14 protein-coding genes are annotated in these 14326 nt (G+C 69.8%); 8 read left to right on the top strand and 6 right to left on the bottom strand.

Features of this window, described 5'->3' with window-relative positions; all coding sequences use genetic code 11:
- Positions 1–55 precede the first annotated feature (55 nt).
- Entirely contained in the window at positions 56–1969 is a 1914-nt protein-coding gene (typA, locus tag AMD30_RS12815) for a translational GTPase TypA (protein WP_010841418.1), read from the bottom strand.
- A gap of 210 nt (positions 1970–2179) precedes the next feature.
- On the opposite strand from typA, the gene AMD30_RS25250 reads away from it, so the two are divergent.
- Entirely contained in the window at positions 2180–2356 is a 177-nt protein-coding gene (locus AMD30_RS25250; protein ID WP_010841419.1) for a hypothetical protein, read from the top strand.
- 8 nt (positions 2357–2364) lie between these two features.
- Here the strand turns inward: AMD30_RS25250 and AMD30_RS12810 are convergent, their stop codons facing one another.
- From AMD30_RS12810 to AMD30_RS12795, 4 genes are read right to left on the bottom strand one after another with little or no spacing between them, the layout of a single operon-like run.
- A complete protein-coding gene (locus tag AMD30_RS12810; RefSeq protein WP_055475939.1) occupies positions 2365–3243 on the bottom strand; it encodes an EamA family transporter in 879 nt (292 codons plus the stop codon).
- A 37-nt stretch (positions 3244–3280) separates the two neighbouring features.
- On the bottom strand, positions 3281–4318 hold the full coding sequence (locus tag AMD30_RS12805) for an ABC transporter ATP-binding protein (RefSeq protein ID WP_055475883.1): 1038 nt from the start codon (positions 4316–4318) through the stop codon (positions 3281–3283).
- Complete coding sequence (locus tag AMD30_RS12800) at positions 4315–5949, bottom strand: ABC transporter permease (protein WP_231632714.1); 1635 nt, start codon at positions 5947–5949, stop codon at positions 4315–4317. Before AMD30_RS12800 ends, AMD30_RS12805 begins: the two co-directional genes overlap by 4 nt.
- A 28-nt stretch (positions 5950–5977) precedes the next feature.
- The gene (locus tag AMD30_RS12795; RefSeq protein ID WP_010841423.1) at positions 5978–7048 is read right to left on the bottom strand and encodes a thiamine ABC transporter substrate-binding protein; all 1071 of its coding nucleotides are present in this window, start codon (positions 7046–7048) and stop codon (positions 5978–5980) included.
- Positions 7049–7348: 300 nt separating this feature from the next.
- Between AMD30_RS12795 and AMD30_RS12790 the strand changes: the two genes are divergently transcribed.
- The 5 genes from AMD30_RS12790 to AMD30_RS12770 all read left to right on the top strand — a co-directional run bounded on the left by AMD30_RS12790 (position 7349) and on the right by AMD30_RS12770 (position 12095).
- The gene (locus AMD30_RS12790; RefSeq protein WP_055475882.1) at positions 7349–8179 is read left to right on the top strand and encodes an Rv1157c family protein; all 831 of its coding nucleotides are present in this window, start codon (positions 7349–7351) and stop codon (positions 8177–8179) included.
- Positions 8180–8310: 131 nt separating this feature from the next.
- Complete coding sequence (locus AMD30_RS12785) at positions 8311–8970, top strand: GAP family protein (protein WP_055475881.1); 660 nt, start codon at positions 8311–8313, stop codon at positions 8968–8970.
- A 213-nt stretch (positions 8971–9183) separates the two neighbouring features.
- Entirely contained in the window at positions 9184–10086 is a 903-nt protein-coding gene (locus AMD30_RS12780; RefSeq protein WP_055475880.1) for a hypothetical protein, read from the top strand.
- Between the two features lie 51 nt (positions 10087–10137).
- Entirely contained in the window at positions 10138–11436 is a 1299-nt protein-coding gene (locus tag AMD30_RS12775; protein WP_055475879.1) for an alpha/beta hydrolase family protein, read from the top strand.
- A complete protein-coding gene (locus tag AMD30_RS12770) occupies positions 11433–12095 on the top strand; it encodes a lysoplasmalogenase (protein WP_055475878.1) in 663 nt (220 codons plus the stop codon). The genes AMD30_RS12775 and AMD30_RS12770 overlap by 4 nt, the downstream gene beginning before the upstream one ends.
- Before the next feature lies 1 nt (position 12096).
- Here the strand turns inward: AMD30_RS12770 and AMD30_RS12765 are convergent, their stop codons facing one another.
- On the bottom strand, positions 12097–12636 hold the full coding sequence (locus AMD30_RS12765) for a hypothetical protein (RefSeq protein WP_055475877.1): 540 nt from the start codon (positions 12634–12636) through the stop codon (positions 12097–12099).
- Between the two features lie 48 nt (positions 12637–12684).
- On the opposite strand from AMD30_RS12765, the gene AMD30_RS12760 reads away from it, so the two are divergent.
- Both AMD30_RS12760 and AMD30_RS12755 read left to right on the top strand, forming a co-directional pair.
- The gene (locus AMD30_RS12760; RefSeq protein WP_055475876.1) at positions 12685–13269 is read left to right on the top strand and encodes an HhH-GPD-type base excision DNA repair protein; all 585 of its coding nucleotides are present in this window, start codon (positions 12685–12687) and stop codon (positions 13267–13269) included.
- A 72-nt stretch (positions 13270–13341) separates the two neighbouring features.
- Positions 13342–14310: a hypothetical protein gene (locus AMD30_RS12755; RefSeq protein WP_010841431.1), complete on the top strand. Its 969-nt coding sequence runs from the start codon at positions 13342–13344 to the stop codon at positions 14308–14310.
- Positions 14311–14326 lie beyond the last annotated feature (16 nt).

The raw sequence follows: 14326 nt of genomic DNA, 5'->3' as shown, positions 1-14326 counted from the left end.
AGCTGCTCGGTCCGTCAAGACGTGTCGAGGCCACCGCCCCGGTCGCCGGCCGCGGTCAGGATCCGACGGCGGCGTCTCGGGACTTGGCCCGCGAACGCTCACGTGCCCGCGTGTTCGAGTCGAGGTGCACCTTACGCACCCGCACGACCTCCGGGGTCACCTCGACACACTCGTCGGCGGCACAGAACTCCATCGCCGCCTCGAGGTCGAGCTGCATCGGCTTGGCGAGGGTCTCCATCACGTCGGCCGAGGACTGCCGCATGTTGGTCAGCTTCTTCTCGCGGGTGACGTTGATGTCGAGGTCTTCCTGACGCGGGTTGATACCCACGACGTGACCCTCGTAGCTGTCGTCGCCCGGGTTGACGAAGAACGTGCCGCGATCGGCCAGCTGGATCATCGCGAACGGGGTCACCGTGCCGGCGCGGTCGCTGACGAGCGAGCCGGTGTGGCGGGCGCGGATCTCGCCGGCCCAGGCGTCGTATCCGTCGAAGACGGCGTTGGCGATACCCGTGCCGCGCGTCTCCGTGAGGAAGTCGGTGCGGAAACCGATCAGGCCACGCGAGGGCACGATGAACTCCATCCGGACCCACCCGGTGCCGTGGTTGTTCATCTGCTCCATGCGGCCCTTGCGGGCGGCCAGCAGCTGGGTCACCGCACCGAGGTACTCCTCGGGGACGTCGACGGTCAGGTGTTCGAAGGGCTCCTGAACCTTGCCGTCGACCTTGCGCGTGACCACCTGGGGCTTGCCGACGGTCAGCTCGAAACCCTCGCGGCGCATCTGCTCGACGAGGATCGCCAGCGCGAGCTCACCACGTCCCTGCACCTCCCAGGCGTCCGGGCGGCCGATGTCGAGTACGCGCAGCGAGACATTGCCGACCAGCTCGGCGTCCAGGCGCGACTTGACCATGCGGGCGGTCAGCTTGTGACCCGAGACGCGGCCGGCCAGCGGCGACGAGTTGGTTCCGATCGTCACCGAGATGGCGGGCTCGTCCACGGTGATCCGCGGGAGCGGCTGCGGGTTGTCGACGTCGGCCAGCGTGTCGCCGATCATGATCTCCGGCATACCGGCGACGGCGACGATGTCGCCGGCCGATGCCGACTCGGCCGGTGCCCGCTCGACGCCGACGGTGGCGAGGAGTTCGGTGATCTTGGCGCGTTCGACGACGGCCTCGCCGTCGACCTCGCGGCACCAGGCCACCTGCTGACCCTTGCGCAGGGTGCCGTTGTGGATGCGGACGAGCGCCAGACGACCCAGGAACGCCGAGGCGTCGAGGTTGGTCACGTGCGCCTGCAGCGGAGCCTCCGGGTCACCCTTGGGCGCCGGGACGTGCTCGAGCAGGACGTTGAAGAAGTCGTCGAGGTTCTCCCCCGACGGGACCTCGCCGTTGGCGGGCTGGACGGTGCTGCACTTGCCCGCGCGGCCCGAGGCGTAGAGCACCGGGAGTTCGAGGACCAGCTCGGCGGCCTTGGCGGCCTCGTCGCTGAGGTCCGAGGCCAGGTCGAGCAGCAGGTCCTGCGTCTCGTCGACGACCTCCTGGATGCGGGCGTCGGGACGGTCGGTCTTGTTGACGACGACGATCACCGGCAGCTCGGCGGCCAGCGCCTTGCGGAGCACGAAGCGCGTCTGCGGCAACGGGCCCTCGGAGGCGTCGACGAGGAGCACCACACCGTCGACCATCGACAGACCGCGCTCGACCTCACCACCGAAGTCGGCGTGGCCGGGGGTGTCGATGACGTTGATGACGACCTCGGTGCCGTCCGGCTGGCGCCGGTGGACCGCGGTGTTCTTGGCGAGGATGGTGATGCCCTTTTCACGTTCGAGGTCACCGGAGTCCATCACCCGGTCGACGACCTCGGCGCGCTCGCCGAAGACGCCGGACTGGCGCAGCATGGCGTCGACGAGTGTGGTCTTTCCGTGGTCGACGTGCGCGACGATCGCGACGTTGCGGAAGGTGGGGGCAGCGCTCACTGGCTCTCTTTCGTGTGGGTGGGGACCTGCGGCGGCGGCCGGCGCTCGGCTCGACTGCGGAACGTCGGCGACGCTCGCATCCGAACGGCTCTGACCGGCGCGGGGAGCAGATCACCTAGGGATTCAATGTGACAGAGTATCGGCTCGGACGGTGAGACCGCGATCACAGCACCCGGAAGCGGTCTAGTTAGGGTCTGCTAACCTCGCCGTATGGGCAAGGTCGACCCGACCAAAGTGGGCTCTCTGAAGCCCAAGAAGAAGTGCTGCCGGAGTTCCACGCGCTGCGTCCGCTGTCCGGTGGTCATCCACCGGATGCGCAAGCTCGACACCTCCGACATGTCGAAAAAAGAACTCCACAAGGCGCTGAAGAAGGCGCGCGCGGCCTGAGCCCGACCTCACCCCGGCGGGATGTCCCCCTCGCGTTCTCCGAGCCGGTCGTCGTCGACCGATCGGACCGCGACGGCCACCGCGACGAGCGCGATCCCGACCGCCTCGAGCGGCCGCGGGACCTGTCCCAGCGCCAACAGGCCGATCACCGACGCGGTCACCGGTAGCAGCGCGAGCAGAATGGCGAACCTCGCCTGGCCGACCCGCCGCAGCACCACCTGGTCCAGTGCGTACGGCACCGCGGTCGACGCGATGCCCAGCAGGAGGCCCTGGGCCAACACAACCGGCAGCGCGGCACCCTCGCGCACCGCGTCGGCCACCCACCACGCGAGCGGTGCGGTGAGCAACGCGGCGACCGCGAAACCCGTCGCCAGGTCCTCGACGCCGGCGCCTCGCGCCGCCACGCGCTTGCCCAGGACGATGTACCCCGCCCAGCAGGCGGCCGCGGTGAGCGCCAGGACGACGCCGATCGCCGTTCCCGACCACCGGACATCGGCGATCAGGACCACGCCGACCGCCGCCAGGACGAGGGCGGCGACATCGCGACGCGTCGCCGAGCCCAACGCGGCCACCACGATCGGCCCCAGGAACTCCAGGGCGACGGTCGTACCCAGCGGCAGATGCGCGAGCGCCTCGTAGAACGCGATGTTCATCCCCGCGGTGATCAGCCCGAAACAGGCCGCGAGGCGCAGTCGCCCCCACCGCCACGCGGTCCGGGGCGGCCGCACCCACAGCAGCAACACCAGGGCCGCCCCGGCGATCCGCAGCCAGGCCACCGCGGCAGGGGCGATGACATCGAAGAGACCCACGGCGACAGCCGCACCGAGGTACATCGACGTCGCGCCGACGATCATCAGACCCGGCGGGACGAGCAGGTCGCGTCGCATCACCGGCACGGCAACGTCCGTCCCACCGCGCGCGTCGTCACGGCCCGATCACCGCGACCCGTTCGGGCACCAGACGCATCCGCACCCGGTCACCGATGGCCACCGAAGTGTTCGTCACGGCGTCGATCTCGCCGATCGGAGTGTCGATGCGCACCCGCGGACCGCCCGGGAGTTCGGCGACGAGCACGACGGTCGCCGCCGCGTCCTCGGCCTCTCTGGACGACAGCGGGCCGATCGACACCGACTCGGGCCTCAGACCGAGCCTGCGGGAGCCGTCGGGAAGGTCCAGCGGCATCCCACCGAGCACGGTGTCGGCCATGCCCGACCGGACCTGGGCGTCGATGACGGTGGTGGCGCCGAGGAATCGCGCGGTCCACTCGTCGACCGGGCGTCGCCACAGCGCCGCCGGGGCGTCGGTCTGGATCATCACCCCGTCCCGCATCACCGCGATCTCGTCGGCCATGGTCGCGGCTTCGGTATGGTCGTGCGTGACCACCATCGTCGGGACGCCTGCCGCCCGGACGATCTCTGAGATCTCCACGGCCAGTTCATCTCTCATACGACGATCGAGGGCCGCGAGCGGCTCGTCGAGCAACAGCAGACGCGGACGGGGGGCCAGCGCGCGCGCAAGTGCGACCCGCTGCGCCTGACCGCCCGACAGGGTGTCGACGAGACGTGTGTCGTAGCCGGCGAGGCCGACGACGTCGAGCATCTCCCCGACTCGTGCGGCGATGGCGCGGCGCGACCAGCGCCGCATCCGGAGTCCATAACCGATGTTCGACGCGACGCTGCGTCCGCCGAACAACTGCCCGTCCTGGAAGACGACGCCGAAGTCCCGGCGATGGACCTCGACACCGGCGAGGTCGACACCGCCGAACCGCACAGTTCCCCGGACCGGGGACTCGAGCCCGGCGATCGCCCGGATCAGTGTGGACTTTCCGCACCCCGACGGGCCGAGGATCGCGGTCACGAGCGAACCCTCTCCCCCGAGGCGCCAGGACAGGCCGTCGATGACGGCGTCACCCCCATAGGCGACGGTGAGGTCACTGACTTCCAATGAATTCCCCGAGGTCACAGCAGTGGAACCTCCGAGCGCGGACGGAACGCCTCGACCACGACGACGGCGAGCACCGTCGCGACGACCAGGACCACCGAGGCGGCCATGGCGGTCGCGAGGTTGTCGGCGCCCGGCCGGTTCAGGGCGGACCCGATCAGCACGGGCAGGGTGGTGGTGTCGGCGCGTGCGAGAAAGCTGGTGGCGCCGAACTCGCCCAGTGCCATGACGAAGGCGAAACCGCCGGCTGCTCCGATCGACCTGCCGACGATCGGCAGGTCGACCGTGGCGAACACCCGAATCGGTCTGGCCCCCAACGTCGCCGCCGCATGCCGGAGCCGGGCGGGTACCGATTCGAGGGCGGGCATCATGATGCGGATGACCACCGGTATGGCGATGAGCGCCTGGACGAGCGGGATGACCGCAGGTGACGCGGCGATCTCGTACGGCAGCGATGCCAGCACGATCAGGTATCCGAATCCCAGTGTGACAGCGCTGATCCCGAGTGGCACGAGCGAGATGGCCGACCCGATCGCCCCGACCACCCCGTGTGCCCGGTGCAACGCGACGGCGGCGAGGGTCCCGACCGCCAGCGCGATCGCGGTCGCCGCGGTTGCGGTCACCAGTGAATAGCGCAGACTCTCCAGCGGTGTCACGCCATTGACCGGTTCGGCCAGTGCGCGATAACCGGCGAGCGTCCAGTCGCCGTGCGCGACCGGCCGGATCGACCGCACCACCAGCACCAGGACGGGCCCGACGAGGAGCAGCGCCGTCCACACCCCGACCACCCAGACGGCCGGCCGTGTCCACCGGCCGCCGACGACCCTGCGGTCGCGTTCGGTCCGTCGCCTGGCGCCACCCGATCCTCGGCCCGCCGGGTCGGCGAACACCCGCGTCAGCAGCAGCGCGGCGAGGACCACGACGATCTGCAGCATCGACAGCGCGACCGCCTCCGGGATCCGGAAGTACCCGATGGCCTGGGTGTAGATCTCGGTCTCCAGGGTGCGCAGCTCACCGGCGCCGAGGATGATCACGACACCGAAACTGGTGGAGCAGAAGAGAAAGATGAGCGCTGCGGCCGAGGCGATCGCGGGCACGAGTCGCGGCACGACCACGGTCAGCGTCGCCCGTATCCGGCTCGCGCCGAGCGACCGTGCCGCCTCCAGCAGCCGTGGGTCGAGGTTGCGCCAGGCTGCGCCGACGACGCGCACGACCACGGCGACGTTGATGAAGACATGCGCCGCGAGCACGGCCGGTAGCCCGGACTCGATGTGCAGGAATGCCAACGGGCCGGACAGCAGCGAGCGGAACGCCACGCCGACGACGACCGTCGGCAGCACGAACGGCACCGTGACCACGACGGCGAGGACGACCGCGGTGGTCCCGCGGACCCGGGCGAACAACCACGCGATGGGTGCCGCGGCGGCGAGTGCCAGGACGGTCGAGGCCGCCGCCTGCCCCAGGGTGACGCCGAGAAGTCCCAGCGCGTCGGTGCGTTCGAGCAGTTCGCCCAGGCCGGTCCCCGAGTCGCGGGCGATCGACACGGCGCGCCGGACGAGCGCGACGACCGGCCACGCGAACAGCACCACGATGAACACAGCCGGGATCACCCACAGCGCCACCGGTCCGGCAGCCCGGGTGGTTCGGGTCACCGCCGTCGCGGCTCGGGTCACCGAGGCATCACCGGCCGACCGCGGCACGCCACTGATCGAGCCACATCTCGCGGTTCTCCGCGATCGTGGCGGGCGGCAGCGACGACATCCAGGCGGGCACCTCCGCGCGCGCCGGCCACCCTTCCGGCAGCGGCGTGTCGCGCTGCACCGGGTAGACGTACATCGACGACGGAAGTTCTTTCTGCACAGTGGGACTGAGCATGAAGTCGACGAGTTTACGTGCGCCGGTGGAGTTCCGGGTGCCCTTCAGGACGCCGATGTACTCGACCTGGGGGAAGCAGCTGTCCAGCAGCGCGCTCGTCCCGGGCGTGGCCGCCGGCGACGAGGCATAGGACAGCACGATGGGCTTGTCACCGCGGCCCTCGCCGGCGGTGAAGAGCTGGTTGTAGGCGACCTCCCACCCCGAGACGACGGTCGCACCGCCACCGACGACCTGTTTCCAGTAGTCCTGCCAGCCGTTTCCGAGCGCACCGACCGTGGTGAGCAGGAACGCCGTACCCGGTGACGATGTCGCGGGGTCGGTCACCACGGTGAGCGCGGCGAACTCCGGCCGGGTCAGGTCGCGAAAACTCGCGGGCGGGGTCAGCGACCTGGATTCGAACCACCCGTCGTCGACGTTGAGGCACACGTCGCCCCGGTCGACAGCCGTCAGCTGCCCCTCCGCGCCGGGCACCGCATAGTCCGCGGCACCGTCGGCCGCGGCGGGCGACTCGTAGGACTCCAGGGCGCCGGCGTCGATCGGCCGTGAGGCGAAGGTGTTGTCGATGCCGAAGACCGCGTCCCCTTTGGGCGCGCCCGGTGTCAGTGACACCGTCGACGCCAATTGCCCCGCATCGCCGGATTTCACGATCTTCAGGGTCAGACCGGTCTCCTGGCGGAACGCGTCGAGCACCGACTCGGGAAGCTCGAAGGAGTCGTGGGTGAGCAGCGTGACCTCGGCACCCGACGACGAGTCGTCGGCGCATGCACTCGCGGTCGTCGCCACCAGTGCGATCGCGGCCGCGGCGACGACCGCGCGCGTCAGTCGCGATCTCCCGCGTCGACGACCCGGCAAGCCGTCGGTGCGCAGCTCGTTCACATCAGACTCCTGTTCGACCCGTCCGTGTTCCCCGAATTCTCTTCATCCAACCAGGTTGCCGACAGGGCGCTCGATTCGACCGACTGAACATCACTTCAGTAACAATTGCATCAATAACCACATAAACCTCACCCGTAACGCCGTCACGGCCTGGACATTGGAACCCGCAGGGGGCTTAGAATGACCCGCGACGACTCGGGTGAGAGGATGGACTGTCGCGACCCGACACCCGGGCGGATGACACGACCACGAGGCGCAGCACGGCTCTCCCGCCGGCGCCACGACCGTTAGGACACACCAGTGCGTTTCTCCCGGCCACCGAGGTTGCGGCCCGGCAATGCCCCGCATCGAATCCGGACTCGTCGCCTCCTCGTCGCCGTGTCGGCGCTGGCGGCGGCCACCTCGCTCGCCCTGCCGGTTGCCGCACAGGCCGCACCCGCCCCGAAGGTCGATCAGCGCGTTCTGGACTCGCTCGGCGCGTTCGCACCCGCGATCATCGGTTCGGTGGCGACGCCCGGACCCGACGGCAAGGTCTCGGCCGATCTGCTCCGTCAGGCCCAGTCGTTCGCCAACACTCCCGGGATGCCCGGCGAGGTCAGCAAGATCTGGCGCTCGATCGCCGACTTCCTGGGCGAACCCGGCCGCAAGCAGGCCGCGCGTGAACTCGCCGCCGAGCGCAAGCCCGGCGACCCGGAGATCCCGCAGGGCCCGAACGCCCCGAAGATCCAGGAATTCCTCTACCCGACCTTCGGCCTCGGCTGCATCCCGGGTGGCGGGTCGCTCGGGCGCGCCCTGGTCACCGCGGGACCGCAGGAGGCCCCGGCTCCCGGCCCCAAGCGCGGCGAGAGCGGCTACGTCTACACCTCGCTCGGCACCGGCCCGGCCATCGACAACAAGGCCGCACCCCTCACGGTGAGCTGGTTCAACGTCGACACCGGCCGCACGGGCATGACGACGCTGAAGCGCAATCCCAAGATCAACGTCCAGGAGGGACCCGGCACCTTCACCGGTATCTCGCGGACCGGCAAGGGCCGTGTCATCTCGGCGATCCACGGCAACGTGACCACCAAGACGAAGGGCAAGGTCGTCTCCTGCACGATCGTCCCGGTCATCGGACTCGCGATCATCTGACTCTCCCCCTCTCACAGACGAAGGCACCCCGGCACATCGCCGGGGTGCCTTCGTCGTGACACCGATGTTCGGACAGTCACCACCCCCATGGCGTACAACTAGGTGTCGCCACCAGTCGTGAGGAGTTCTCGATGGGACCCGTGCTCGGTGAGCTGTTACCCCTTGCGGTCGGTGTCGCGGTGTCGCCGATCCCGATCATCGCGGCGATTCTCATGCTCCTGGGCCGCCACGCGCGCACGACGAGTATCGGGTTCGCGGTCGGATGGCTCGTCGGCATCGTCGTCGCGGTGGTCGTGTTCGTGGCGCTCGGCAATGCCGTCGACATCGGCGGTTCGTCGTCGGGCACCGGCTGGGTCAAGATCGCGCTCGGCGGTGTGTTGCTCGTCGTCGGCCTGCGCCAGTGGCGTTCGCGAGACGCGGAGTCCGCGACGCCGAGATGGATGTCGGCGATCGACGAGATGCGGCCGCTGACCGCGCTGGGAATCGCGTTCGCGCTGGCGGCGATCAATCCGAAGAACCTCGTACTCTGCGCGGCGGCGGGGGTCACGATCGCCTCCGGCGCGCTGTCGGCGTCCGGCGACGTCGTCGCCGTCGCGGTGTTCGCGCTTCTGGCCTCGACCTCGGTCGTGGTGCCCGTCGTCGGTTTCCAGGTCGCGGCGGCACGCCTGCGCGGCCCCCTCGACCGCCTGAAGTCGTGGCTGCAGGCGAACAATGCGACCGTGATGGCGGTGCTGATCCTGGTGATCGGAATCGTGTTGATCGGCAAGGGAATCGGCGCGGCGAGCGGATAGGCACACCGAGGACACGGCTCGCCCGGCCACAGGCGAAGACGCAGGTCGCCGCGGGTTCGGTCTCTCGCTGATCGCGCCCGTGTCACAGGTCGGACTCGCGACTTGCCGCGGCCGCCGCCCGCGTGGTCTCGTGTAACTCGAGTCCCATCTGTCACACCCGCCACACGTGGCGGGTGCTCGGTTGTCATCACCGGGGTTGCCATAAGGAGAGCCATGTCCCTCACGTCTCGGTTCACGCGCACCGACGCCGACCGTCGCGTCACCCGCAACCGCGCAATGCGACGCTGCGGTGCCGGACTCATAGGTGTGGCGATGGCGGCGGCCACACTCACCGCCACGTCGGCACCCGCGGCCGCCGAGCCACTCATCCCGGCGAACATGCTGGGTGCGCTGTCGATCCCGTTCGACGCCGAGCTGGCGGGCGCGATCCGTCTGCTGAAGGCTGCAGGCGTCGACCAGATCGCCGTTCAGGCCGCGCAGACGATCATGGGCAGCGCCGGGCAGCTGTCGGTCGAGGACATCGCCGGTCGTGCGGGAGCCCTCCCGCTGCCGGCCGCCGCCGAGGGTGCACCCGCGTCGGCCGCCACTCCCGCCGCCGCGCCGACCGATCCCATCGCCCTGCTCCGCACGCTGGGGATCCAGACACTCACCCCGTCGGTGTCGCCGTTCTGCACCGCACCGACCGCCGACAACCCGCTCGGTCTCGTCACCGCCGGCGCGGGAGCCGTGGCGGGTCCGTGGCCGATGAAGACCGATCCGCTGACCCAGCTCAAGCCGCTGCTGGACATGATCCCCGGCGTCAAGCTGCCCGAGAAGCTGAACCTCGTCGACAAGGGAGAGACCGCCTACGCGTTCGTGCCCGCCTCACCCACGGCCGGCAGCGGCGGCACCATGCAGGTCGCCTGGTTCAACACCAGCACCCTGCAGGGCGGATTCGCCGATCTCGACCCGATCACCGATCAGACCGCGCTGACCGCACTGCCCCTGCTGTCCGGGGTTCGCCTGGCACCGGTGAAGACCGGCAGCGGCACCATCCTGTCCGCGGTCTTCGGCAACGCGAGCAACGGCACCCAGAACTGCTGGTTCCTACCGGCCGTCGGCGTCGTCAACGCCTGAGCCGCAACGCCTTCGGTACTCGCCTCCTCTCACAGAACGAACTGACGACACATGAACCCCCACGGCAACGCTTCGAAACCCCGGAGTGCCCATCTCGCCCGTGCCCTCGCGGCCGCTGCGGCCCTGACGATCGTCGTGGCCCCGGCCGCGCTCGGCCTGACAGCGACCGCCGCCGCCGAACCGACCCCGGGGACATCGACACCGGACTCATCGACACCGGGCACATCCGCCCCGGCCTCGGAACCGTCGACCGCGGACGGGGCCGCCCCCGCCGACGACAACGCGGGCACCGTCGACACCCGGGGTCCGGGACAGGCCCCGGGCGCGGTCTACGCCAATCGTGAACTCTCCCGGGCCCGTACGGTCAGCGGCGCCGCATCGGGCAACGACTTCACCTACTGGAGCACCGGCGCCGACGGCAAGGCCCATCTCTCCTCCGGCGTGCTGATGGTGCCCACCGGGCGCGCCCCGGCCGGCGGCTGGCCGATCGTCGCCTGGGCGCACGGTTCGCGCGGCATCGCCGACAGATGCGCGCCGTCGACACGGCCCACCGCCGAGGACACCGAGGAGCTCAAGCGCTGGCTCGGACGTGGATATGCCGTCGTCAGTACCGATTACGCCGGTGTCGGTACGCCCGGCACCCCGCAGTACTACGACCTCGAGGCCACCGCTCGCAACATCGTCGACGCCGTGCGCGCCTCGCGTGACATCGCCGACAACCTGTCGCGCTCGTGGGCGGTCGTCGGCGAGGGACAGGGAGCGGCGGCCGCCATCACGCTCGCCCGGTTGGCCCCGACGATCCAGGGCGGCAAACTCGACTTCAAGGGTGCCGCGGCCAGTTCGATCCCGGCCCAATTCGGTTCGCTGGTGGCCAATCTCGGCCCGTCGTCGGCCGCGATGCCGTCCGGGCTGGCCGCCGACGCGCTGTACACACTGAGCGCGATCCGCAACGCGCAGTCCGACATCGACCTGGACGCCTACCTGACCGACGCCGGGAAGAAATGGATGACCAGGGCCGCCGCCTCGTGCGCGACCGAATTCGTCCGCGAGGTCGACGGTCTGGCGATCGGCTCGCTGTTCACCAAACCCCTGTCGGGGAACACCGAACTCACCGCGTTGCTCACCAAGGCGACCGAATTGCCCACCCGTGACTTCGAGCGTCCCGTCCTGATGACCCAGACACTGCAGGACACCTCCGTCGTCGTGCCGCTCACCCTCAAGTACCTCAACGACGCCCGGGCCGGTGACACCAAGGTGTCGGCACGCACGTACCTGACACTCGACGGCACGCACTCGAAGCGACTCTCCGACACCGACATCCGTGGGTTCGTCGCCCGAATCCTGCGGTGAATCGAGCATTCCGGATCGTCTATGCGGCCGCCGCCGCGGCAGCGACGATCACCGGGTCCGCCGGTGGCCGGCGCAGCGCCGAGATCACCAAGCCGCTGCCGATCGTGCTGCTCGCGGCACGGGTGGCCGCAGGTGCTCGACGTCGCCCGGTGGCCGACACCGTCGCACTGGCGGCCGTACTCGGGTTCTCGGCCGTCGGCGACCGACTGATGCTGCGGGAGGAGTTCGAACACGACGACCCGGTGGCGAAGGATCGATTCCTCCGCAGGGGCGCAGCCTCTTTCGCGGGTGCGCAACTGAGCTACGCGGCCGCGATGTGGCGCGCCGGCGCACGACCGTCGGTCCGTACCGTCGCACCGCGGATGAGCATCCTCGCCGAATCGGCGACGGTGCTGGCCCGCCACCGTCCGGCACTCCTGCCGGTGCTGAGTACGTACGGCAACACGCTCGCGACGATGTCGGCGCTGGCGTCGGACGTACCCGCACCGCAACCGCGGATGCGCGCCGGCGGATGGTTGTTCCTGCTCTCCGATCTCGCGATCATCAACCGACGGCACCTGGTCGGCGATCCGCGACTCCGGGTGGCCGGCGAGGCCTGGGTGCTCGCGAGTTATTTCACCGCGCAGTACCTCTTGGTCGGCGGACTGGCCGACCGGTAGGTCACGCGACCGCGCGACCCGAACACGTCGAGTACTTCGGGTTGGTCATCGGGAAGAACGCGAGCGCGCCGATCTTCTGCCGGATCGTGAAGGCCACGGGGCCGCTTCCCGGGTGGATGTCAACCTGCCACTTGACCGTGTACCCCCGGCCGGGGACCGTCGTGACGCCGGTCCGTCCGGTGCGGAGATTCCGCCACGACACCGACACCTCGTAGGTGTATTCGAGTGCGACGCGCTGCGCGCGGTCGGTGCCGATGAGCGCGATGACCGGGCCGGGGAGGCCGTCGGCCGGGTGCTGGATCTGGTTGAACACGTCGACCCGGACCTTGACCGTGCCCGCGGGCCACGGGTTGACGCTGTCGCACCGCAGCGTGGTGACGTAGTTCGCCCCGTGGTCGGCTGGTGCCGCCGCGGCGACACCGGTGCCGAACAGCATCACCGCCAGCCCCATCACGGTTCCGACCACCATCGCGACCGTCCCCCAACCGATGCGCCGGACCCTGCTGTTCCCGACGCCGACCGTGTTCTCCCCGCTGATCATGGAGGCAGTCTAGAGCCGTGCACGGGTGACGTCTGCCAGAATCGATCCATGCCGAAGATCCAGATCGCCCAGGAACCCGCGGCCGACGAACTCCTCTCCAGCGATTCGTTCGCCCTCCTCACGGGAATGCTGCTCGACCAGCAGTTCCCGATGGAGCGGGCGTTCGCCGGGCCGGCCAAGATCCGCGATCGGTTCGGCACGATGGACCCGGTCGAGATCGCCGACGCCGACCCCGAGGCGTTCGCCGACCTGTGCGCCACACCCCCGGCCATCCACCGCTACGGACGCTCGATGGCCGGTCGGGTCCAGGCACTCGCGAAGGTCGTCGCCGAGGAGTACGGCGGGGATGCCGCGCGCATCTGGACCGAGGCCTCCGACGGTGCGGACCTGATGAAGCGGCTGCGCGCACTGCCCGGGTTCGGCGACCAGAAGGCCAAGATCTTCGTCGCCCTGGTCGCCAAGCAACTCGACGTCAAACCGTCCGGCTGGACCAAGGTCGCCGGGGACTACAGCAAGAAGGGATTCCGTTCGGTCGCCGACGTGACCGGCCCGGAGTCGCTGCAGAAGGTCCGCGACTTCAAGAAGGCGGCAAAGGCCGCGAAGGCCGCGCAGGCCTCGGGCACCGACTCCTAGCAGCGACACCGTCCGCCGGAATCGCGCAACCCTCACCCCGAACGCACACCGGTTGGCCTAGGGTCGGACACCATGGAGTCCCTTCCGGATCGGTCTCTCCCCGACCGTCCCGTCCCCGGTCGACGAGAAGTCGAGCGTCGTCAGGCTGCGCTCGATCCCGGCCGTGCTCTCGTCGAGATGCCCTTCCGAATCGGATTCGCCGTGACCGGCGTGGTGTTGAGCGCCGCCGAGTCCGCCGTCACGATCGCCCGGGTCACCGCCAGCAGCGTCCAGCACGAACTCGCGCTGGCCGTCGGCGTCGACGCCGACGAACTGGGCAGTGCCCGCACGCCGCTCGCCCTGCTGAACCAGTTGTCCGAACTACTCGGACCCGACCGGCCGTTCGGGCGCATCCTCGCCAACGGCGGGCCACTGGAGCGGTTGCTGAACCCGGGCGGTGTCATCGACCGTTTGACCGCGCCCGACGGCCCACTCGAGAAGCTCACCGCCAAGGGCGGGCTCCTCGATCAGATGGCCGACGAACGCGGCATCCTGATCCGGCTCACCGCCAAGGACGGCCCCCTGGACCGGTTGACCCGCCCCGGCGGCGTCGTCGACCAGTTCACCGAGAACGAGGGCATCCTCGAACGCCTGACCTCCGAGGGCGGGATCGTCGACAAGCTGACGGCACCCGACGGCGTGCTGGAGAAGGTCACCGCGGCCGGCGGCATCCTCGATCGTCTCGCCGCCGACGGCGGGCTGCTCGATCAACTCGTCGGTGAGGACGGCGCGGTCGAACGGGCCATCGCCCCCGGCGGGCCGCTGGACCGGATCACCGAGCTGACCGAGGTCATCGGCCAACTGGCGCCGAACCTGCTCGCGATGCAGGACACCGTGCACGAGCTGGCCGAGACCGTCGACCTGCTCAACCAGACAGTCGCTCCCCTCGGCGGCCTCGCCGAACGACTCCCCAAACGACTCACCCGCCCCCCCAAGGGTTCTGGCGGCAACGGCAACGGGGACGCCGCTCCCGCCGACTCGAACGGATACCCGCGGGCCTAGCTGTACTGACCTGAGA

It is taken from the genome of Gordonia sp. HS-NH1 (genome assembly GCF_001418765.1).
GTDB lineage: Bacteria > Actinomycetota > Actinomycetes > Mycobacteriales > Mycobacteriaceae > Gordonia.
The sequence above is the reverse complement of the archived record's forward strand: the minus strand, read 5'-3'. Positions and strand labels throughout refer to the sequence as shown.